The sequence below is a fragment of the Kumtagia ephedrae genome (assembly GCF_003012745.1).
Taxonomy (GTDB): domain Bacteria; phylum Pseudomonadota; class Alphaproteobacteria; order Rhizobiales; family Rhizobiaceae; genus Kumtagia; species Kumtagia ephedrae.
The window spans coordinates 1-19,792 of sequence record NZ_PXYK01000038.1 but is presented as its reverse complement, the minus strand read 5'-3'; the positions used below and the strand labels follow the sequence as shown (position 1 = coordinate 19,792).

The window sequence follows — 19,792 nt, the reverse complement described above, 5'->3', positions numbered from 1 at the left end:
AAAGCTTGGCCAGGTACACTTGTGGCCACGAGCGGCTACGGACACAACAATCGATAGCTGCAGGTTATGACCTGCTGAAGTGGAACCTCAGCCGTCGCGCGAGGCGACGGGCTGAGGGCACAAACGTCAGCCGCCCGAGGTATCGGCCGGTCCATCGACCTCGAAGGGGTCCTTCTTCGCCGAAGGCGCGCTGCTTTCGGAGGGTTTCGTTCCCGGGATTAGCTCGAAGTCCGGGGGGAACACACTCAGAGTGCTCCTTACATCGTCGAAGAATTTGCGGTCGCCGTCAAAGTTCGCTTTCCCCGACGCCAGCAATTCGTCAAAGGTCGACCTACCACCCATGACCTGCTCCAAATCCGAACGATTGAGCGTGACGGTCAGGTCCGGATTCTTCGCAAGGTGACCCTTGATGTTGGTGAGCGTCGAATTGCTCATTTCGATGACGTAGTTCTCCCCGTTATCCGGCGTGACCAGATTGATAGTGAACTTCATTCCCTCGGCTTTCTTGGAATCCAAGCTGATGCCGAGGAAATCGAGCCACAGCCCGGTCGACATTCCCCGGATCACGTCTGGACCCGATTTGGGCGATGCGCCCCCAGGCACCCCCGAGCGCAGCTCATAGGCAGCCGCTAGAAAGCTGTTCCGAACGCTGGGGCTTTCCTTTTGATAGCCGATCTGTTCGTAGACGTCGGCCAGCAGGTCCTTGGCGGCCTGGTTTCCAGGCTCGGCGTAGACGAGCTTGTTGAGGATTTCCATCGCTTCAAGATACTTACCCTGATCGTGCAACTCCTTGCCCTTAGCCATGATCTTCTCGGCGCCGCCCATCATCTCGACATAAAGCGGAGCAGAGTCGCGCGGCGACAGTGGGATCAACGTAGCGGGATTGGCATCCCAGTAGCCAAGGTAACGGTTGATCACGGCGCGGCTGTTGTGTTCCTCCGAGCCGTGATAGCTGTGGGCTGCCCATTGGTCCTGCAAACTCTTGGGTAGTTTGTAGCTGGTGTGGATTTCGTTGATTGTCACCCCTTTGTTCGCTTGGTGCAGCACCTCATTATTGAGGTGCGCATAGACGTCGCGCTGGGTGCGCATCACTTCCTGAATACGGTCATTGCCCCAGCGAGGCCAACTGTGTGACGCGAACATCACGTCAGCTAGCTGACCGTATCGATAAAGCGCCGTATTGATATGCTTGGACCAAGCCAATGGATTGCGCACTAGCGCACCACGCAACGTGTAAATGTTGTGGATGGTGCCAGTAATATTCTCGGCAGCCCAGAACGCCTTCATATCCGGGAAGTAGGTGTTCATCTCGGCCGGCGCTTCGGTACCAGGCGTGTTCTGGAACTCCATCCTCACGCCATCGATCGTCAACTCCTCGAAATCATCCTCGATGTAACGGGTGGGTTCGATTAGACCTACATTGCCGGCGGCCGTGTTTTTGCCGATCGATTGGTCGACGTGACCGAACGGGCTGCGCGGTAAGAGAACACCATACTGGAAGAACATGCGCCGGGTCATGGCATTGCCCGCGTAAACGTTCTCGGCAACCGCATGCTCCATGAACCCGACTGGTGCAAGGATTTGGGCCTTGCCGCTCCTGACGTCGGCTTCGTCGACAACGCCACGCACGCCGCCGAAGTGATCTGCGTGAGAATGCGAGTAGACGACAGCCACCACCGGGCGTGTTCCAAGCTTCTCGTTTATGAATTCCAGCGCCGCCTTGGCGGTTTCCTTCGTGGTCAGCGGATCGAACACAATCCAGCCGGTGTCACCCTTGATGAAGCTTATGTTGGCGAGATCGAAGCCGCGTACTTGGTAAATCTTGTCTGGTACGACTTCATAAAGACCGTACGCCATGTTCAGGATAGCCTGACGCTGCAGTGAGGGGTGAATGCTGTCGAAATCCTTGCCCTGCAGCAGGAACTCGTAGCTCTCCATGTCCCATGCCACATTGCCGGCCTCGGCCATGATCTGCTTGTAGGGCGGGGCCGCGATGAAACCCCTCTTGGCTTCCTCGAAGTCGCGCTGATCATCCAATGGGAGCGTCTTGCGCTGCGCATTCTGGAAGTCGATAGTGAATTGCGAGGGCATTTTGCCCTTTGGGTGAAAGTGCTTTCCCTCCATCGCGCCGGGGTCTGCCAACACGCTGCCCTCGCCGGCGGCAAAGGCCAATTTGCAAGTTCCAATCAAGAGCGCGGCAAGCGCAACGACAAAACCATTTCTCCGAACGGTCATTTCATCCTCCCTGGGCACGTTGCTTGCTATAGCAGAGCAGTATCTCCGCAATCGCCCCCGACTGCCGCAAACAGTACTATAGCTGCGGTTGTTGATCTAGATTTATAACTCGCTTCCAAATAGAAACGCGAATCGCAGGTCGCGTGCTTGACGTGTCATTGTCGAGTCATACGTATTCGAGGCGTTTTAGAGTATTTCTAAATTCTTTCTTGGCCATATGCGACCTCTTCCCACGGCTCGCGGCTGGTCATCTAGGGCTGCCCTTCGCAAATGCATCCGGAAAGCAGACGGCCTGGTTCCGGCCAAAAACAGCCAGCCGGTAATGCGCCGCATATCGGCTGTTGATTTCAGCGTAGCCCCTGCCTGATAGCAGCCGTCGCCGGCGAGCATGGTGGAGATCGGTTGCGCCATAACCGGACATTCTTGGCGCTTCTTCGAAGCAGACCTTCAAGCTATCGACGGAGTCGCGCTTGAGCATCGCGATGACATTTCGCTCGCGCCCCGCAACTGCTATCTTGAAATCATGATGGGATATCCCTCAAGGACGTTGCTGCATGGGGTTGGGCTGCTGGGGGTCTTCCTCCTGATTTCCACGCTTGCGACGAATGCAGCAGATCCAAAACGCATACTTTTGCTGCACTCGTTCGGTCGTGATTTTGCGCCTTTCAGCGAGATGACCAAGAGCTTTCAGGCGGCGCTGATCAAACGATCACCGGATCTCCTCGATTTCTACGAGGCGTCGATTTTTACGGCGCGGTTTCAGGAGCCCGAGAACGAAGGCTCGCTCGTCGAATATCTGCAGGATGTCTTTTCCGGACGCAGACTCGATTTGATCGTGGCTCAAGGCGGGCCGGCGGCCGCCTTCGTCGAGGAGTACCGGCAGCAGCTGTTTGCCGACACACCCATGGTGATATCGGGTGTAGATTCAAGGCTGATGGAGGCTGCCGCCCTCACGCCCAATGACACCTTCATCGGGGTCAAGCTCGACCTTGCGGCCTTCCTCGAGAATATCCTGCGTGTGCTGCCCGAGACCAAGAACATCGCGATCGTCGTCGGCAATTCTCCAAACGAGCAATTCTGGGCACATGAGCTGCAGAACGAATTTCAGCCGTTTGCCGATCGCGTGCACTTCGAATGGCTGAACGCGTTGCCGCTCGACGAAATCCTGGAGCGGGTCGCAGACCTGCCGCCGCAGTCGGCAGTCCTCTATTTCATGCTGGCCGTGGATGGAGCAGGCAACGTGCACCCGCTAGATGTCGCCTTCACGCGGATACGCGAAGTCGCTGCCGTACCAGTCTTCGGCTATGGCGACTACCATTTGGGGCTGGGCTCGGTTGGCGGGCCTGCGGATCAAACCCAGGCCATCGGCGAGCAAACCGCTGACGCTGCGCTGCGTATCCTTGGCGGCGAGAAGGCAGGCGACATCAAGACCCCGCTGCTTGGACTGGGACTCCCGGTCTACGACTGGCGGGAATTGCAGCGATGGGGGATCGGCGAAGCCAGCCTGCCGCCGGGCAGCGAAGTTCGTTTTCGGTCACCGGGCGTATGGGAGCTCTATCGCTGGTACATTGTCGGGGCGATTTCGCTGATCGTCCTTCAGACACTTCTCATTGTGAGCTTTCTCGTGCAACGGGCCAAGCGACGCGCGGCCGAGATCGACATTCGCGCAAAGGAAGGCGAACTTCGCGTCAGCTACGACCAGGTTCGCCAATTGGCTGGCCGGCTCATCTATGCGCAGGAGGCGGAGCGGACCCGAATTGCGCGGGAACTCCATGACGATGTCGGGCAGCGCGTCGCGTCGCTGTCAATCGGATTGAGCAGCCTCAAGCGGCGAGTCCCGGATCCCGATGATACCGCGCGAACCGAGTTTTCTGGGCTTCAGCAGCAGGTCGTGGGGCTGGCGAAGGACCTGCGGGATTTGTCGCACGACCTGCATCCGGGAGCGCTTGAGCATGTCGGATTGCTGGAGGCGTTGCGGGGCCGCTGCGAGGAAATCGACGGTGAGTCCGGCACAAGGGTAGATGTCGAGGTCGCCGACGGATGGTCCGAACTCCCGGACGACATCGAACTGTGCCTGTACAGGGTCGCACAGGAAGCGCTTCGCAACATAACGAAGCATGCCCATGCCAGGACGGCCCGCATATCGCTTGCACGTCGGAATGGACAGGTCGTGATGCGGATCACCGACGACGGAGGTGGGTTCCAGGAGAATGGCTCGAACGGACAGCATGGGATCGGGCTGCTGAGCATGCGTGAACGCGTCAAAATGCTCGAGGGGAGTTTCGAGGTGGAGTCGTCCAGTCGAGGTACTATCACCACCGTCGTCATTCCGACGGGAGAGAGGCATTGAGACCGCGGGTGATACTTGCGGACGACCATGTGATGGTTGCTGAAGCACTTGGCCGGTTGATCGATGGGGTCGCAGATCTGGTTGGACGGGCCGCCGATGGGCAGCAACTCGTTGAGCAAGCGCGGCATCTTAAGCCGGACATCATTGTTTCGGACATCACCATGCCGGTGATGAGTGGTTTGGACGCACTGCGTCAGCTCAAGTCTGAGCACTCCAAAGCGCGCTTCATATTCTTGACGGTTCACACTGAGGCGAGCGTTGCTGCTGAAGCCATACGCGCCGGGGCATGCGGATATCTTCTGAAGGCGGCGGCTGGCGAAGAACTGCTTGAAGCCATACGCGCCGTCATGGCCGGCCGCATATATCTGACACCGCATATCGCGGGGGATGTCTTGCAGACGATTTCTGGGTCTGCCGATCGACAAGATCACCACCTTACCAATCGCCAAAGAGAAATCCTGCGAATGGTCGCGCAAGGCAAGCGCATGAAGGAGATTGCCGCTGAATTGAAGATTTCCGTGCGCACTGTCGAGGATCACAAATCGCAGTTGCTGCACGTCCTCGGCGTCAAGAGTACGGCTGATCTGATCAGATTTGCCGTGAAGCAGGGGTTCATTGCCGACTGACCTGGTTTCCGGGTTTTTCCCGAACCCTGATCCTGCGATTTGCCGCCCCCCAACCCCGTGATTTCCGGCCCGTCAACCCCGTGATTCCCACGCCTTGGTCTCGGGGGTTTCCCGGATGCGCCGGCCTGGCTGCTCTCGTAGCATCCAACGAGTAGCGGGCCCCATACTCAAGCCGAGAGAGACCTCACTTGCCACGCAAACGTCTCGTACTCGCGGAGGATCATGCTGAGATGGCTGAGCAGCTTCGATCCTTGCTTGTCGACTATGACGTCGACATCGTGCCGGATGGTGGGGGCTTGATTGCGGCAGTGAATGCAAACATGCCCGACATCATTATTTCTGACATCGCGATGCCAGGCATCAGCGGGCTGGTTGCGGCACGCAACATCCTCGCCACGCATCCGACCGCCCGCATCATCTTCGTGTCAGTTCGAGATGAGCCGGCCATTATCAAAAAAGCGGTCGACGAAGGAGCTGCCGGATATGTCGTGAAGTCCGATGCGGGCGACGAACTGCTCGCCGCAGTCCAAACGGTTCTTGGCGGTGGCCACTACGTTTCCTCGTCTGCGCGCACTGCGCTGAAAGGGCGGCCCTTGAGTTGATCTGGAAGCTTGGGTCGCGATGAAGCTTGCCAAGTCTCTGGCCCAAGCGTCTTGCAAGAAAAGCGTCTCAACGGAGGAACCTGATGAACAGAGCAACCTGGAAATCAATCGCACGCAGCACCACAGCGGCATCCGCTGTGGTGCTGGTCCTGACGATCGGCCTGGGAGCTTCAGCCACCCTTGCCTATGAGGCCGAGGCCAAGACACTTCTCAAGGCGATGTCCGACTATCTAGCCGCGCAGAAAACCGTTTCCTTTGCATACGACACGAATCTTGAGATCGTTACCAAGGACCACCAGAAGCTCCTGCTGGCCAGCTCCGGCGCGGTCGACCTGACCCGGCCCGACAAGTTCCGCGCCAGCCGCCACGGCGGCTTGCCGAGGTCGAGATGGTCTTTGACGGAAAGACGCTGACCCTGCTCAGCAAGGACGCCAATCGCTACGGCCAGGTCGACATCCCCGGCAATCTCAACAATCTGGTCGATGAGCTGAGGAACAAATATCAGCGGCCGGTTCCAGGCGCCGATCTTTTGTTATCCAACGTCTATGACGAGCTGATGCGCGACGTGACCGACGTCAAGGATCTCGGCAGTGGCGTGATCGGCGGGACGGAATGCGACCATCTGGCGTTTCGGACCAGCGAGGTCGATTGGCAGATATGGATCGCGCAAGGCGAGCATCCCTATCCCTGCCGCTATGTGATCACGTCCAAAGGGGTGGACCAAGGCCCGCAGTACAGCGTTCAGATCAGCGGCTGGAAGGCAGGCGATCAGGCGGCGCCAGGCGACTTTGCCTTCAAGGCGCCGGCCGACTCCACGAAGGTCGACGTGAAGGAGCTTGCCGACACCGATGAACTGCCATCGGAGTTTTCCGTAGGAGGTGGCCAATGACAACGATGAAGAGACTGAGAATCATACTGCTGTCCGGAGCGATCGGCTTCATCGGGCTCGAGACCTTTGAGCGGCCTTCGCTCCCTGGTGTCTCCGGCATCATTTCCACTGCGGAGGCAAGGGTCGGGCGCCCGCGCACGCCGGTGAGCGTTGCCGGAGTGGCGCGGCGCTCCGTCCGACGCTGCGCGGCCGGCGCGTACTGCTAGCGCAGGCGTATTGCCAAGCCTGCGGGCGGATTGGATCACCCGGCCAAAGAGGTTGATGATGAAAACCACAACTTGGATCGCTTCACTCTGCTACTTTGGAATTGGGCTGGCACAGGCAGTAGCCCAGGATCAGCAGACCTTCGAAACAGACCCAGGCGTTCTAAAAGAATTGGCGACTGGTGGCTTGCCTATGGGCCGCTGGAAGGAAGGCTTGACCTTCGAGGGGGTCGCACCAATGCCCTGGCTGAAGAGCGCATCGAACTGGTTCCCGAAGACGGAGGATGTTCAGCCCGAAGAAATCCGCGTGACGTTCATGGGAAGTTCGCCACTGCCTCGACCTGGGCAGATGGGCACTTCAGTTTACGTCGAACTCGGAAACGGAGACAACTTCATCTTCGACATGGGACCGGGCTCGATCGCCAACTACCTGGCGGCGGGGGTGCCGCTCAATCGACTGAACAATATCTTTCTAACCCATCTGCACTGGGACCACGTGGCCACGGTGCCCTATGCCTACATGTTCGGCGCATGGGCAGGCCGCTGGCATGAAACATTCCGCATCACCGGACCGTCGGGCAGCAAGCCCGAGTTCGGTATCAGCCACATGATGGAGCACATGAAGGAGATGCTGGCCTGGCATCGCGCAAGCTTCGACACTTCGCCGATCGGCAAAGGCTTCGACATGGAAGTCAAGGAGTTCGATTTTCGCGACGATGGCGGCGTGGCGTATGAGAAGAATGGCGTCAAGATCACGCATTGGCGTCAATCGCACACCGAAGACGGAGCATCAGCCTATCGGCTCGACTGGAACAGCATGTGCGTCGCCTTCACCGGAGACGGTCGTCCAAACTCGCTCACCATCAAATACGCCAAAGGGTGTGACGTGGTCATCACGGAAGTCCAGGTCGAACTGGTAGCGATCAGTTCTACGGTGGCAGGCGTACTGCCGGTGATTGCCCGCAACACCATCGACTCGGCTCACAACCCTGCCTACGCCGCCGGATACCTCTTCAACGAGGTGAAGCCGCGCATGGCGATGACTACACATATGAGCTACGACCCCTACGCAAACGCCGAGATGCTTTCCCAGATCCGCTATCACTACAAAGGACCTTTCCATTTCGGTGCACCGGATATGGTGGTGGTGAACCTGACAAGGGACAAGGTCTGGGTACGCGACGGCATAGTGCCGGATTACCCAGCCTCGGCGCCGCCGAAGTTCGACATTGCCGGGATGGGCGGGCTGGTCATTCCAGCTCCGCACATCAAGCGTCAGGACATCCAGGAACAGTCGATCAGAGATGCCGAGATTCCGCCGGAAGTTTACTACCCGGAAGGCTTCAAGCCGGAACTGATACCGTACTGGCCGACCGAAAAGGACATCTTCATTCCGGCCGACAAAGTGCCACAAGGCATGTGGTTGAAGGGCAAGGCAACTGAGAAGCCGTGAGCCGACCCCATGCGTCCCGCGAATTTAGCGCCGATGTCCGGCAGACAGGCACGTCTCATGAAAGTTCTACGTGAGCCCTTGTTTCATTTCGTTGTGGCGGGCGTGGTGCTATTTTCAGCCTATGCATGGCTAGATGGCAGCAGGCCGGTTGCGGATGGTGTCGAACCCGTGCGGATCGGCAAAGGCGAGATCCAGTGGCTGAAGGAAACCTATTCCAGCCAATGGCTCAGGCCGCCGGGTGCCAATGAGCTTCAAGGGCTGGTGACCAATCTGGTTGAGGAGGAGTTGCTTGCCCGCGAGGCGCAGGCCATGGGCCTCGGAGATGATGACACGATCATTCGTCGCCGGCTGGCCCAGAAGCTGAAATTCCTCGTCGAGGATACGTCGCGGCTGGCTGAGCCGACAGACGCAGAGCTGCGCCGGTATTTCGAAGCGAATGCCGCACGTTTCGAGGATAGCCCTCGGGTGTCGTTCTCCCAGATCTATTTCAACCCGGAAAACCGCAAGGATGCGGCCGAGGACGCTGGTCTCGTCCTTGCAGAGCTGAACGCTGATGCCGGCGCCGATGCGGCGGAACTCGGGGACAGGTTTCTGCTCGAAGCAGAGATGACGCGTGCCGACCGGCAGGCCATCGCCAACGTGTTCGGAGACGATTTCGCTGATGCGCTGCTCACCGTCGAAACAGGCAAATGGAGCGGGCCGCTAAAGTCAGGCTATGGCACGCACCTCGTTTTCGTCAGCGCAAAGGAGACAGCCCGAAAGCCAGCGTTCGAAGCGGTTCGTGACAAGGTGGTTGCGGAGTGGCGGCGCGAAAGCGAACAGAAGGTGAGCGCGGACTATCTTGCACGGCTGCGCCAGAAATACGGGGTGGAGTTCGACGACAGCGTCAGGGCGATGCTCGAGCCTCAACCTGCGGCAAAGGTGGCGGCGCAATGACGATGTTGCCCCGCTTGCTCGTCCGGTTACTGACCATAGCCTCGATGGTCGCCAGCCTGCTCGGGGCCGCCGCCGCCCATGAAGTTCGACCTGCCTATCTCGATATACGCGAGGAGACGCCCGGCGTGTTCAGCGTATTGCTCAAGACGCCTATGCAGGGCGATGCACGGCTGGCTTTGTCCGCTGCATTTTCAGGCGATCTGGTGAAGCTCACGCCTGTTATGTCGCGCCCGACAGGCGACGCGATGCTGCAGACCTGGCAGATACGCGCCCTTGAGCCGTTGGAGGGCCAGAAGGTATCGATCGACGGCTTGCAGAATACGATGACCGATGCGCTCGTCAGGATCGAATTCCTCGACGGCTATGTCTGGCTGGAAAAGCTGACGCCGGGCAAACCCGGCGCGACGATTCCTGCCACGCAGAGCAGATGGACTGTGGCGAAAACTTATGTCGCCAGCGGCATCGAGCATATCCTTTTCGGCTTCGACCATTTGTTGTTCGTCGCCTCCCTGATGCTGATCGTGCGGGACTGGCGCATGCTGGTGAAAACAGTCACGGCATTCACGGTGGCGCATTCGATAACGCTCACTTTCGCCACGCTCGGATGGGCAGCGCTATCCTCCGCACCCGTCGAGGTGATAATCGCGTTCAGCATCGTGCTCGTCGGGGCGGAGATCGTCCGCATGGAGCGCGGCGAAACAAGCCTGACCATCACCTGGCCGTGGGTCGTGGCTTTCGGGTTCGGGCTCTTGCATGGATTCGGGTTTGCGGGCGCGCTGGCGGATCTCGGCCTGCCGCGCGGCGACATTCCGCTCGCGCTGTTCTCGTTCAATGTCGGCGTCGAACTCGGGCAGCTGATATTCATCGCCGCAATTCTGGCGGTCGTCGCCGCCGCAAGACAGTTCTTCACGATCCCGCGGCAGGCCGTCATCGCATCTGCATACGGGATCGGCACGATCGCGGCATTCTGGGGCGTCGAACGGCTCGATGCCATGCTGCGAGCGGCGGGATGATGAGACGTTGGATCGGATAATCAGAAAGCATGCGCGGAACGTGGCACGGCCGCGAAACGGGAGGAAATGATCATGACCGGCAAAGGCTACACCCTGAAAACGGCACTCTTGCGCAGCGCCGCGGCTGTCGGATTGTTGGCGGCGCTTTCCCTGCCATCACTGGCACAGGAAACCGTTCACACGGACATCGGCGATTTCGACAAAACCACCGGCGCGAAGGTTTATCCTACCAAACGCCCCTATTCGCCTTGGGCAGGCAGGAGCTTCCCAACGCGGCCACTGTTTGGGGACACGCATCTCCATACGATGCTTTCCTTCGATGCCGGTGCGTTCGGCGCCCGGCTAGGGCCGCGCGAGGCTTACCGGTTTGCCAAGGGCGAAGAGATCGTTTCCTCGACGGGCCAGCCTGTGAAGTTGGCACGTCCCCTCGATTTCCTCGTGGTGACAGATCACTCGGACAATATGGGGTTCTTCGGCGATTTCCTGGCTGGAAAGCCTGAAATACTGCAGAACACGCTGGCCCGCAAATGGAACAATATGATGCAATCGGGGCAAGGAGCAGAGGCCGGCTTCGACATCGTCACTACCTTTGCGCAGGGCAAGTTTCCGCCAGAACTCCTGTACCAGCCTGGGACGCTGGCCTACCGCTCTACATGGCAGAGCATTATCGCTGCGGCAGAAGAGGCGAACGATCCTGGCCGCTTCACGGCCGTCATCGGCTATGAGTGGACGTCGCTCGACAAGGGCAACAACCTGCACCGCAACGTGATCTATCGCGACGGGGGCGAGAAAGCAGGTCTGATGGAGCCCTATACGACCCAGCCTCCGCTCGGCAGCAACAATCCGCGTGATCTTTGGAGATGGCTGCACAACTACGAGGACAAGACCGGCGGCGACGTCCTTGCCATTGCCCACAACGGAAATCTCAGCAACGGCACGATGTTCCCGATGATAGAATCCTTCACCGGCAAGGAGATTGATCGCGAATACGCAGAGCAGCGCGCACGTTGGGAGGTGCTCTACGAGGCGACGCAGATGAAGGGTGACGGCGAGAGCCATCCAACGCTATCACCCAACGACGAGTTCGCGAACTTCGAGACGTGGGACAAGGGTAACCTCGACCTCAGCGAGGCCAAGAAGCCGGAAATGCTGGAGTTCGAGTACACGCGCTCGGCGCTCAAGAACGGCCTTAAGCTGGAAGCCAAGCTCGGCATCAATCCTTATAAATTCGGACTGGTCGGCTCGACTGACTCGCATACCGGTTTAACCACTGCGGACGATGACAATTTCTTCGGAAAAGTCTCCTCTGGGGAACCTAGCCCGGAACGCACGGCCCACCCGTTCGCGACGAACGCCAAGCTTGGCTTGAAGATCATGGGTTGGGAAACGACGGCGTCGGGCTATGCAGCTGTGTGGGCTCAGGAAAACACACGCGCCTCCATCTTCGACGCCATGCAACGCCGCGAAACCTATGCCACCACGGGGCCGCGCATGCTGGTCCGCTTCTTTGGTGGCTTCGACTTCACAGCCGAAGACGCCAATTCTAGAAATCCGGCCCTTGCCGGCTACAGCAAAGGTGTGCCGATGGGCGGCGACCTGACAGATGCACCGGCGGGCAAGGCTCCGACCTTCCTGGTTGCGGCGCTGAAGGATCCGATCGGGGCGAACCTCGACCGCTACCAGATCGTCAAGGGCTGGCTCGATGCGGCCAGCGAGGTTCACGAGAAGGTCTACGATGTCGCGTGGTCGGGCGATCGTAAGCCCGGCACGGACGGCAAGGTGCCGCTGGTCGGCGACACGGTGGATGTCCAGAACGCCACCTGGACCAATACGATCGGCGCTCCGGAACTGATCGCTGTCTGGACCGATCCCGAGTTCGATCCGGCGCAGCGCGCGTTCTACTACGGCCGCGTCATCGAAATCCCGACCCCACGCTGGACAGCCTATGATGCTAAGTACTTTGGCCTGACCATGCCTCCGGAAGTGCGGATGACGACCACGGAACGCGCCTACACCTCGCCGATCTGGTACACGCCAGCTGAGTGATTGATGTGCGACCAAAGTTTGTGCCCGCCGCGGCGCGTAACGCTCAGGGAGGAAAGTGATGATCAGGGTTTTGACGCCATTTGTGGCAATATCGGTTGCGATGTGGGCGAGTTCGGCCCTCGCGCCGACCCGGCCCTGCCGGAAGTGCCGCCCGAATTGCCGCCGGAAAGCGGCTGGACCTTTGCCGTCGCGCCCTATGTCTGGATGGCAGGGATCATAGGAACGGTCGCGCAGTTCGGCGCGCCGCCCATCGACGTCGATGCTTTATTTCAGTGAGTTACGACCGATCTTCCTCGCTTAATTTAGAGGGCTATAGCGTAGATGTATTTATCATCTTCACCTGATACGGCGCGCCAGATACCGCCGATTACCCTCTGCAGTACGCTATGGCCGCCGAAACTACGCCCATGTGAAGAGCGGGAAATGGCCTGGGTGTGAAAAAAGCATATAAACGGCGATATGTGGCGGTGAAAAAGTTCGAATCGCTTACGGTCGTTGGGTCGAGTTTTGCTTTTGAATGGCCGTTATGCGCCCGATATATCGGTCGTAGCGGTGATCCTGCGGTTTCTGAAAGCTGACATCTCGGAGTCGTGTTGCGCGATTTCCGAACATCGTCGCCGACCGGGCGCCAGGCTCCTGCTCCGGCTACGCTGGCATTCCTCTGAGCAATAAACCTCCGCGGTGGAGGGCTTATCCGCTTATCCGAAGATCGAGCTGTCTTCGACAACCAGGACGACTGCTATGCTGTTATTCATGGCTCACTCGGGTAAGGGCGGCGTTTCCGTGCCAAGGTGTAGATATTCGGAGGCAATTGTTCCTATGCGACCGTAGAACTGTCGGTTCGAACGCCGGCGTTTTCCTGGTGGCTGATTTTGACGGCCGTGCCGGGGCCCGCATCACTCACTTGGATTCCGCCCTTTAGGTTCTTTGCAAGAGCCTCCACAATGCCAGTCCCTAGTCCCGCCTTTGGTGCATCATTACCCGCAGGGATGCCGATGCCGTTGTCGGTAACCGAAAGGGCCCAGTCATTGCCGGACGATCGATAGTCGATCACGATGGTGCCGGTTCGCTCATCGGGGAACGCGTGCTTGAGGGCGTTGATGACAAGCTCGGTCACGATAAGCCCCAAGCTGACGGAAACGTCCGCTTCCACTGCGCTGTTGTCGACCGTCACCTGAATCGAGAGCCGATTAGGGTCCGCTATCATAGACGCGCCAAGACTTTGGCAAAGCTGAGTCAAATAGGTACGAAGTTCGACGGTGCCGCTGTTGGACGTCGAGAGTTGCTTCTGCAGGGCTGCAATCGACATGACGCGGTGATGGGCGTTGTGGAGATGCCCGCGCGCTTCTTCCGACTGCACCCGACGTGCGCTCTGCATGAGAACGCTTGCAATGATCTGCAGGCTATTTGCCACCCGATGCTGGACCTCCTGCAACAGGATCGCTTTATCGCGAATGAGATCATCTTTCAGTCGAGCCTCGGCGCGCGCGTCCGTCACGTCGGTGACGGCCAGCAGGAGGCGAATGTGATCCGTGTCGCCGTCGTCGAGCGTGCGAGCGTTGACGACCAGGTTCCGTGTTTTCTGCTTTGGCCGCTTGAAGTCGATCTCGTAAGCTTCGATCTGCGCACTTCCTGAGACGGTAGCCTTGAGCAGTGACGCAAGCTTGGGCATCGCCCATTCGCCGTTGCCAAGTTCGCTGAGGCGTTTACCGGGAACAGTCGCTGGGTCGACCTCGAAGGCGCGACAGAACGATGCGCTCGCCGCAATGACCTTCTGGTCGTCGGACAGGAAAAGCAGCGGTTCGTTCGACGATACCACAACGGCAAGCGTGCTCGCCGCCTCGAAATGCACAGTCGGTGTCTTTGGCATGAAGAGGCCCTCAAGGGCCGGAGACTCACGGAGCGAGCCATCACTCGGCAGGAACGCCGCCGAGCCGGAAAGACGAACTCGACGAATACACCCTATCACGCCCCGTGCATGCCAACACCATACTAAATCCTGCGCGAGTCAGATCGATGTCGGAAAAGCCTCGCGCCGCCGCGAAAGTCTGGAGCGACCCAGGCGCGCATGACGTTCCCGCACGAGGATGTGGAACGGCAACTGACTGAGCGACAACAGAACCGCCGCTCCGGGTTGCGAAGCAGCGGTGGCGGTCTGTTCCAACTTCGACCAGGGTCAACAAACGGCGAGCAGCACTGCCACGTCGTCTGCGCCAAGCCTTGCTCCCATGGCGGAACCTTTTGCTGCCCCACGTGTTGGTGAGATGTCCCCACCCTTTCCGTGTGTACGCCGGCGGGGCGCGCTATCAGCGCAGAAAGCACTCAGATGAAATTCATTCAGCGCATGAACGAGCAGCCCTCGTCTTGGCTCCTGCTGTTTGGCACAATAGCTATCCTTGGCTACCTTGTGTATCTGGTCGGCAATGGAATGACCTGGTAGCGCTCCTATGCCAATAAAGCGCGCCATTCCGGCGCACGTTCGTGCAGCCATCGCTACCTTCCTGCACCATTGTCAGAGTGATGCGGCGCCGTTTGCCGGAACTGAGGCTCTGGGCGCAATCCGAACGATGTTTCCTGAGCTGGATATCTCGGATGCCGATCTGGAGGACGCGATATCCGGAGAGGCCGCAAATGCCGGCTTCGATGTTGGTTGCGAAACTCGAACAGGCTCGGCTCGTGCAAAGCGGAAAGCGCTTGAACGTTGGGATAATGAAGGCGGAGCAATTGGGAAAACCCCTCGGATGGAGACCTTGCAGCGGACCGATAACGACGCGAACGGCACGCGGCGGAAGCGTGAGATCGGGAAAGACGGCAATATTTGATCACGGACCGGACTGGAATCAGCTCATTCGCTGCACCGTGACGCTAAATCGCCCGGATGATGGCGAAGATCAAAACAGCGTCGAGAAGGCACTCCGCCAGGAACGCAGGTGGTAGCAAGACTCGCCAGTCGCCCAAAACCAACCCAAGGTGTTGTCATGCACGGTTTAAGCCTCTGGAGATCCGCTACGCCTTGCGGATCCAAGACAACGGGACACGGATGGTATTCGACACGTTTACCGACAAATCTGCCGAGATTGGCGACCGACTGACCACAGAGATGCAGAGGAACGATGCCGAGGAGATCACGGAGGTCCTAAACCTCCTCCATCCCGCGAACGACAAAGGGACGATTCACTAGCGAAGGCTGGATCCCATCAAAGCCTCTCGATTTACCGCGAATCCCTGATCAGTTTCGCTCTGCAGAAGAAAATGCCTAGCGAACTTTGAGTGCCACCGCCTTTTGGATGTCAGCTCCACGGTAAGGGAATTTTATGAGCAAACAGCGCCGCACGGATTCCCGGAACGCCGCCGAAAAATATGCACCAACGCCTCAGGGGTCGTCTCTGCTCTACGGCCTCATCGCGGTGGTTCTGCTCGGAGCGTCTCTCTGGATCATCGGTCGCTTCTACGGCTTCAGTTTTCCGGATCACCCCACTTTCCTTGTCACTGGGAGTGTTGTCGCCTTCTGTGGCGGCTTCATCCTCAGACGGGTCCGGAGGCATCGTCACGACGTTGCCTATGTGAAAGAGTTCAATAAGCGAAGCACACGGTGATGGGACCGCATCGATGAAGCTGACAGTCCATCACAAGACGACGTATCGCTACTCACGTCCCGTCGTGCTCCAGCCCCACCGTATCATGCTCAGGCCACGCGGCAGCCACGACATCGTGGTGCTGGCGAGTTCGCTCAGCTGCTCGCCCAAGGCGGAGTTGGACTGGACACAAGATGTTTTCGGCAATCTGATCGCGACTGCGACGTTCTCGCATCCCACGGCCGAACTCGAGATAATCAATGATCTGACTGTCCGGCAATCGGCGGCGGAATGGCCGATTTTCCGGATCGCACCAGAAGCACATTCGTTTCCGTTCGAATACTCACCCGACGACCTCGCCGCTCTTGGCACCCTCGTTGTCTTTGAACACGCGGACCCGGAAGACAGACTGGGAGCGTGGGCGCGGGGCTTCATTCGCGGCGCGTCGACAGATACGTTGTCTCTGCTGAAGGATATCAATGCCGGCATGCTCGATGCAGTGGCTTACCGGACTCGCGACGAGGAGGGTACGCAGACGCCACTCGAGACACTTTCTCTTGCCAGTGGCTCCTGTCGCGACATCGCCGCGCTCTTCATCGAGGCTGTTCGTCATCTCGGCCTCGGGGCTCGAGCAGTCTCAGGCTACCTCTTCGATCCCCACGCATCTCCGGGTACGCAGGGCGCGACTCATGCGTGGGCCGAAATTTATCTCCCTGGTTCGGGGTGGATCGCCTTCGACCCGACACACCGCCGAGTGGGGAACGCTAATCTCGTTCCGATAGTGGTGGCTCGCAGCAATCGACAGATCATGCCGATCATCGGGGGCTATGTCGGCCTGCCGGAGGATTTCATTGCCATGGACGTGACCGCACATGTCGCGCGGGAGAGATAGTCACAGATCTCGGCGCTGGCTATCACTGATCGCGTCATCTAACCAACGGCTCAGTTAGCCGTCGAAGACCGAGAGCATGGCGGGTGCGCCGTGTAGCTTGGTAGGTTCAAGGGCCGCATTCTTGGGAAGGATTTTGCCCCTGCCAAGGACCGGATAAGGGCTGCACGGCGCATGATGTTTGACAGATCAGTCGAGCAGATTTTGGGAATTGGCGCACTTTTGCTTTTAGGCATTGGCTGCATTGTCGTGCTCTGGCCATTCCTCTCCGCATTGATCTGGGCGGCGGTGCTCTGCTTCTCCACCTGGCCAATCTACACTTGGTTGGAGCGACTTCTAGGAGGAAGGAGGACGCCGGCAGCGCTTCTCATGACCCTGATTGTAGCAGCTGTTGTTGTGGCGCCGTTTGCCATCTTGGTGGCAACACTGGCCGATAGTGTGGCGACCGTGGCCCAGGCCGTGAACAACCTGCTTGAACAAGGCCCACCTGCGCCGCCCGCCTGGGTGGCCGAAATCCCGTTCGTAGGTGAGCGCCTGGCACTTTACTGGCAGGGCCTGGCCTACAATGCGCCCGCCTTCCTCGTCGAGCTGACGAAGCTGATACGTCCTGCGACCGACATCGCGGTGGCCAGCGGTGCGGTTCTGGGCGTCGGACTCCTCGAACTGGCACTGAGCGTGTTCATCGCGTTCTTCTTTTATCGGTACGGCCGCCAGATGGCAGCTTCCGTGCGCGGCAGTTCCGAGCGGATCGGTGGCACTCGCGCACGGCGTCTGCTCTTGGTTGCCGGCTCAACAGTCACGGGGGTGGTTTACGGCGTGATCGGGACGGCTATTGCGCAAGGACTGCTGGCGGGGCTTGGGTTCTGGATCGCAGGTGTGCCTCAGACCCTACTGCTCGGCTTCCTCACATTCCTTTTATCCTTCGTGCCCGCCGCTCCTCCCCTGGTCTGGGGGTCTGTCGCACTATGGTTGTTCTTTCAGGGCGAGGTCGGCTGGGGCATCTTCGTTGCGGGTTGGGGTTTGCTGCTGGTGAGCAGCATCGACAACCTGTTAAGGCCTTATCTTCTAACGCAAGCGAACAGCTTGCCCGTACTGCTCAGTTTCTTCGGCTTCCTAGGCGGCATTTTGGCCTTCGGCTTCATCGGTGTGTTCCTCGGCCCGGTGCTATTGGCGGTGGGATACAGCCTGTTTCTTGAATGGCAGGCGGCCGACAGAGAAGCGTAGGCACGCGCCGAAAGGATGAGTGGGATGCCTATCGCTATACGAGGAAGCGGCGAACCGGCGCGTCCCTCGGCAGCCGTGCGGCTGTCTCCCTTGCCATGGTGCAGTGCAGCAACGATATTGCTCCAGGTGCGTTGGAAAGACCGCCGTCCAATTCCGGGCGCCACAACAGGGACAGCCCCATTGCGAAAACTCTCAGACACAATCGCGCGGCTCGCCGCGTTACAGGCCCGGAACACTGCCCTCAAAGATTATAGCGGTGCGGCCGGTCATCTCCAGGCGCTGACCAGCTTCGGCTCCAACCCCGGCACCTTAAGGGCGATGTACCATCTTCCGCAGAATCTACCCCAGGGCGCACCGCTTGTCATCGTGCTGCACGGCTGCACCCAGACTGCAACCGCCTACGATCACCACTCCGGCTGGAGCAAACTCGCCGCTGAAGCAGGCTTTGGCTTGCTTTATCCCGAGCAGAAGCGATCCAATAATCCAAATCTCTGCTTCAACTGGTTCCAGCCTGCAGATGCCCGACGGGACGCTGGCGAAGCACTCTCGATCCGCCAGATGATAGAGGCGATGGTTGTCATCCATGGCTTCGACCGAGATCGCATCTTCATCACGGGGCTCTCGGCGGGAGGCGCAATGGCTGCGGTCATGCTCGCAGCGTATCCGGAGGTCTTCTCTGGTGGTGCCATTATCGCCGGACTTCCTTACGGCAGTGCGGCGACGGTGCCCGAGGCATTCGATCGCATGCGCGGGCAAGGCGGCCCATCTGAACAAGATCTGCCAAGTGCTGTCCGGAGTGCAGCGAAGCACCGGGGGCGTTGGCCGAAAGTATCCATCTGGCATGGGACGGCGGACCGCACCGTTTCGCCTTCCAATGCGGAGGCCATCGCGACACAGTGGCGAGGCGTTCACGGGCTTGAGAGGACGCCGACACGTTCGCAGAGGATAGGTAAGCTCGCAAGAAGGGCCTGGTGCGATCGTGCCGGGGACCCATTGATCGAGATCAACATGCTTCAAGAGATGGGACATGGCACGCCGATCGGCGATGGCCTTGGGATTCCAGGACCTTACATGCTTGATGTGGGAATCTCGTCAACAAGGGAGATCGCACGCTTTTGGGGGATTCTGGATAGCGAAAGAAGCGTGTCCACGACTTCAAGCCACGAACGGCTTGTCGGCTTTCGTCAGCCATCTCGCTCTCAAGAGCAAACTCTCAAGGAGGCGCAGACCAGGCCGGCCGATGCGGCTACCTCCTCTCAGTGCACGACTGCCGCCGCGCCGGGAGTGAAAAGAATCATTGAGGATGCCCTGCGGGCAGCGGGCTTGATGAGCTAGTAATCCCGCAATCGCCGGACAGCCAGTCACTATGATCGCTGCCTCTCACGTTGTGGATTGCAGAGGTTTCATGCAGCTCACGACGACACTCGCAGCGGCTTGAAGGTCGGCTTCTGAGGCTAGGAGCTGCCATTCCGGCATCGGCCCCGTCTCGGTGGTTCGAGAACGAGCGCTTCCAGCCCATGAGCCGCCCGGCAGCTCGGCACCCCTGAATCGCCATTGACTAACCGTTGACGGAAGGTCGCGACCCAGCCCTAGGCAGTCCTTGTGAGGGACGATCATCGTCATCTGTCAAACGGCTTGCAAAACTGACCCCGGATCGGCGTCCAATTTTGACCCCCTTTTGGTGCACGACGTTGAGCGCCCGACCGGGTAGAGCTGGTCGGGGTTGCGCAGCCCGGTCGGGCGCGTTGATT

The 19,792-nt window shown here is 59.2% G+C and carries 15 protein-coding genes and 1 pseudogene; 14 read left to right on the top strand and 2 right to left on the bottom strand.

The window, feature by feature from the left end:
• Positions 1 to 126: 126 nt before the first annotated feature.
• On the bottom strand, positions 127 to 2,235 hold the full coding sequence (locus C7I84_RS26620) for an alkyl/aryl-sulfatase (RefSeq protein WP_207771074.1): 2,109 nt from the start codon (positions 2,233 to 2,235) through the stop codon (positions 127 to 129).
• A gap of 388 nt (positions 2,236 to 2,623) precedes the next feature.
• Here C7I84_RS26620 and C7I84_RS26615 point away from each other — a divergent pair, with 388 nt between their 5' ends.
• The 10 genes and pseudogenes from C7I84_RS26615 to C7I84_RS29840 all read left to right on the top strand — a co-directional run bounded on the left by C7I84_RS26615 (position 2,624) and on the right by C7I84_RS29840 (position 12,629).
• Positions 2,624 to 4,585 carry a sensor histidine kinase gene (locus tag C7I84_RS26615; protein ID WP_106775251.1) on the top strand — a complete coding sequence of 654 codons (1,962 nt, stop codon included), beginning with the start codon at positions 2,624 to 2,626 and terminating at the stop codon, positions 4,583 to 4,585.
• Between the two features lie 8 nt (positions 4,586 to 4,593).
• A complete protein-coding gene (locus C7I84_RS26610) occupies positions 4,594 to 5,211 on the top strand; it encodes a response regulator (protein ID WP_106775250.1) in 618 nt (205 codons plus the stop codon).
• 188 nt (positions 5,212 to 5,399) lie between these two features.
• A complete protein-coding gene (locus C7I84_RS26605; protein WP_280954238.1) occupies positions 5,400 to 5,813 on the top strand; it encodes a response regulator in 414 nt (137 codons plus the stop codon).
• A gap of 83 nt (positions 5,814 to 5,896) precedes the next feature.
• Positions 5,897 to 6,702, top strand: a pseudogene (locus C7I84_RS26600) (DUF2092 domain-containing protein).
• Entirely contained in the window at positions 6,699 to 6,908 is a 210-nt protein-coding gene (locus C7I84_RS26595) for a hypothetical protein (RefSeq protein WP_106775248.1), read from the top strand. Before C7I84_RS26600 ends, C7I84_RS26595 begins: the two are co-directional and overlap by 4 nt.
• A 55-nt stretch (positions 6,909 to 6,963) precedes the next feature.
• Complete coding sequence (gene gntH, locus C7I84_RS26590; protein ID WP_106775247.1) at positions 6,964 to 8,358, top strand: guanitoxin biosynthesis MBL fold metallo-hydrolase GntH; 1,395 nt, start codon at positions 6,964 to 6,966, stop codon at positions 8,356 to 8,358.
• Positions 8,359 to 8,415: 57 nt separating this feature from the next.
• Positions 8,416 to 9,294, top strand: a complete 879-nt coding sequence (locus tag C7I84_RS26585) for a peptidyl-prolyl cis-trans isomerase (RefSeq protein WP_106775246.1) — start codon at positions 8,416 to 8,418, stop codon at positions 9,292 to 9,294.
• Positions 9,291 to 10,307 carry a HupE/UreJ family protein gene (locus C7I84_RS26580; protein ID WP_106775245.1) on the top strand — a complete coding sequence of 339 codons (1,017 nt, stop codon included), beginning with the start codon at positions 9,291 to 9,293 and terminating at the stop codon, positions 10,305 to 10,307. Before C7I84_RS26585 ends, C7I84_RS26580 begins: the two co-directional genes overlap by 4 nt.
• A gap of 66 nt (positions 10,308 to 10,373) precedes the next feature.
• Entirely contained in the window at positions 10,374 to 12,353 is a 1,980-nt protein-coding gene (locus C7I84_RS26575) for a DUF3604 domain-containing protein (RefSeq protein WP_425351404.1), read from the top strand.
• Between the two features lie 3 nt (positions 12,354 to 12,356).
• Positions 12,357 to 12,629 (top strand): hypothetical protein, encoded by a 273-nt coding sequence (locus C7I84_RS29840; RefSeq protein WP_133170164.1) that lies wholly within the window; start codon positions 12,357 to 12,359, stop codon positions 12,627 to 12,629.
• A gap of 541 nt (positions 12,630 to 13,170) precedes the next feature.
• On the opposite strand, the gene C7I84_RS26570 is transcribed toward C7I84_RS29840, so the two are convergent.
• A complete protein-coding gene (locus C7I84_RS26570; RefSeq protein WP_106775244.1) occupies positions 13,171 to 14,223 on the bottom strand; it encodes a sensor histidine kinase in 1,053 nt (350 codons plus the stop codon).
• A 577-nt stretch (positions 14,224 to 14,800) separates the two neighbouring features.
• Between C7I84_RS26570 and C7I84_RS26565 the strand changes: the two genes are divergently transcribed.
• The 4 genes from C7I84_RS26565 (at position 14,801) to C7I84_RS26550 (ending at position 19,376) form a co-directional block, all read left to right on the top strand.
• The gene (locus C7I84_RS26565) at positions 14,801 to 15,175 is read left to right on the top strand and encodes a hypothetical protein (RefSeq protein ID WP_106775243.1); all 375 of its coding nucleotides are present in this window, start codon (positions 14,801 to 14,803) and stop codon (positions 15,173 to 15,175) included.
• A gap of 787 nt (positions 15,176 to 15,962) precedes the next feature.
• Positions 15,963 to 16,820, top strand: a complete 858-nt coding sequence (locus C7I84_RS26560; RefSeq protein ID WP_106775242.1) for a transglutaminase family protein — start codon at positions 15,963 to 15,965, stop codon at positions 16,818 to 16,820.
• A 171-nt stretch (positions 16,821 to 16,991) separates the two neighbouring features.
• Positions 16,992 to 18,041, top strand: a complete 1,050-nt coding sequence (locus C7I84_RS26555; RefSeq protein WP_106775241.1) for an AI-2E family transporter — start codon at positions 16,992 to 16,994, stop codon at positions 18,039 to 18,041.
• A 180-nt stretch (positions 18,042 to 18,221) separates the two neighbouring features.
• On the top strand, positions 18,222 to 19,376 hold the full coding sequence (locus C7I84_RS26550; protein WP_106775240.1) for an extracellular catalytic domain type 1 short-chain-length polyhydroxyalkanoate depolymerase: 1,155 nt from the start codon (positions 18,222 to 18,224) through the stop codon (positions 19,374 to 19,376).
• Positions 19,377 to 19,792 lie beyond the last annotated feature (416 nt).

What these genes read in the sequence shown, in the direction of transcription:
- C7I84_RS26620 (WP_207771074.1), bottom strand. Translation starts at nt 2,235, where the DNA reads ATGACCGTTCGGAGAAATGGTTTTGTCGTTGCGCTTGCCGCGCTCTTG.
- C7I84_RS26615 (WP_106775251.1), top strand. Translation starts at nt 2,624, where the DNA reads ATGGTGGAGATCGGTTGCGCCATAACCGGACATTCTTGGCGCTTCTTC.
- C7I84_RS26595 (WP_106775248.1), top strand. Translation starts at nt 6,699, where the DNA reads ATGACAACGATGAAGAGACTGAGAATCATACTGCTGTCCGGAGCGATC.
- gntH (WP_106775247.1), top strand. Translation starts at nt 6,964, where the DNA reads ATGATGAAAACCACAACTTGGATCGCTTCACTCTGCTACTTTGGAATT.
- C7I84_RS26585 (WP_106775246.1), top strand. Translation starts at nt 8,416, where the DNA reads ATGAAAGTTCTACGTGAGCCCTTGTTTCATTTCGTTGTGGCGGGCGTG.
- C7I84_RS26580 (WP_106775245.1), top strand. Translation starts at nt 9,291, where the DNA reads ATGACGATGTTGCCCCGCTTGCTCGTCCGGTTACTGACCATAGCCTCG.
- C7I84_RS26575 (WP_425351404.1), top strand. Translation starts at nt 10,374, where the DNA reads ATGATCATGACCGGCAAAGGCTACACCCTGAAAACGGCACTCTTGCGC.
- C7I84_RS29840 (WP_133170164.1), top strand. Translation starts at nt 12,357, where the DNA reads ATGTGCGACCAAAGTTTGTGCCCGCCGCGGCGCGTAACGCTCAGGGAG.
- C7I84_RS26570 (WP_106775244.1), bottom strand. Translation starts at nt 14,223, where the DNA reads ATGCCAAAGACACCGACTGTGCATTTCGAGGCGGCGAGCACGCTTGCC.
- C7I84_RS26565 (WP_106775243.1), top strand. Translation starts at nt 14,801, where the DNA reads ATGCCAATAAAGCGCGCCATTCCGGCGCACGTTCGTGCAGCCATCGCT.
- C7I84_RS26560 (WP_106775242.1), top strand. Translation starts at nt 15,963, where the DNA reads ATGAAGCTGACAGTCCATCACAAGACGACGTATCGCTACTCACGTCCC.
- C7I84_RS26555 (WP_106775241.1), top strand. Translation starts at nt 16,992, where the DNA reads ATGATGTTTGACAGATCAGTCGAGCAGATTTTGGGAATTGGCGCACTT.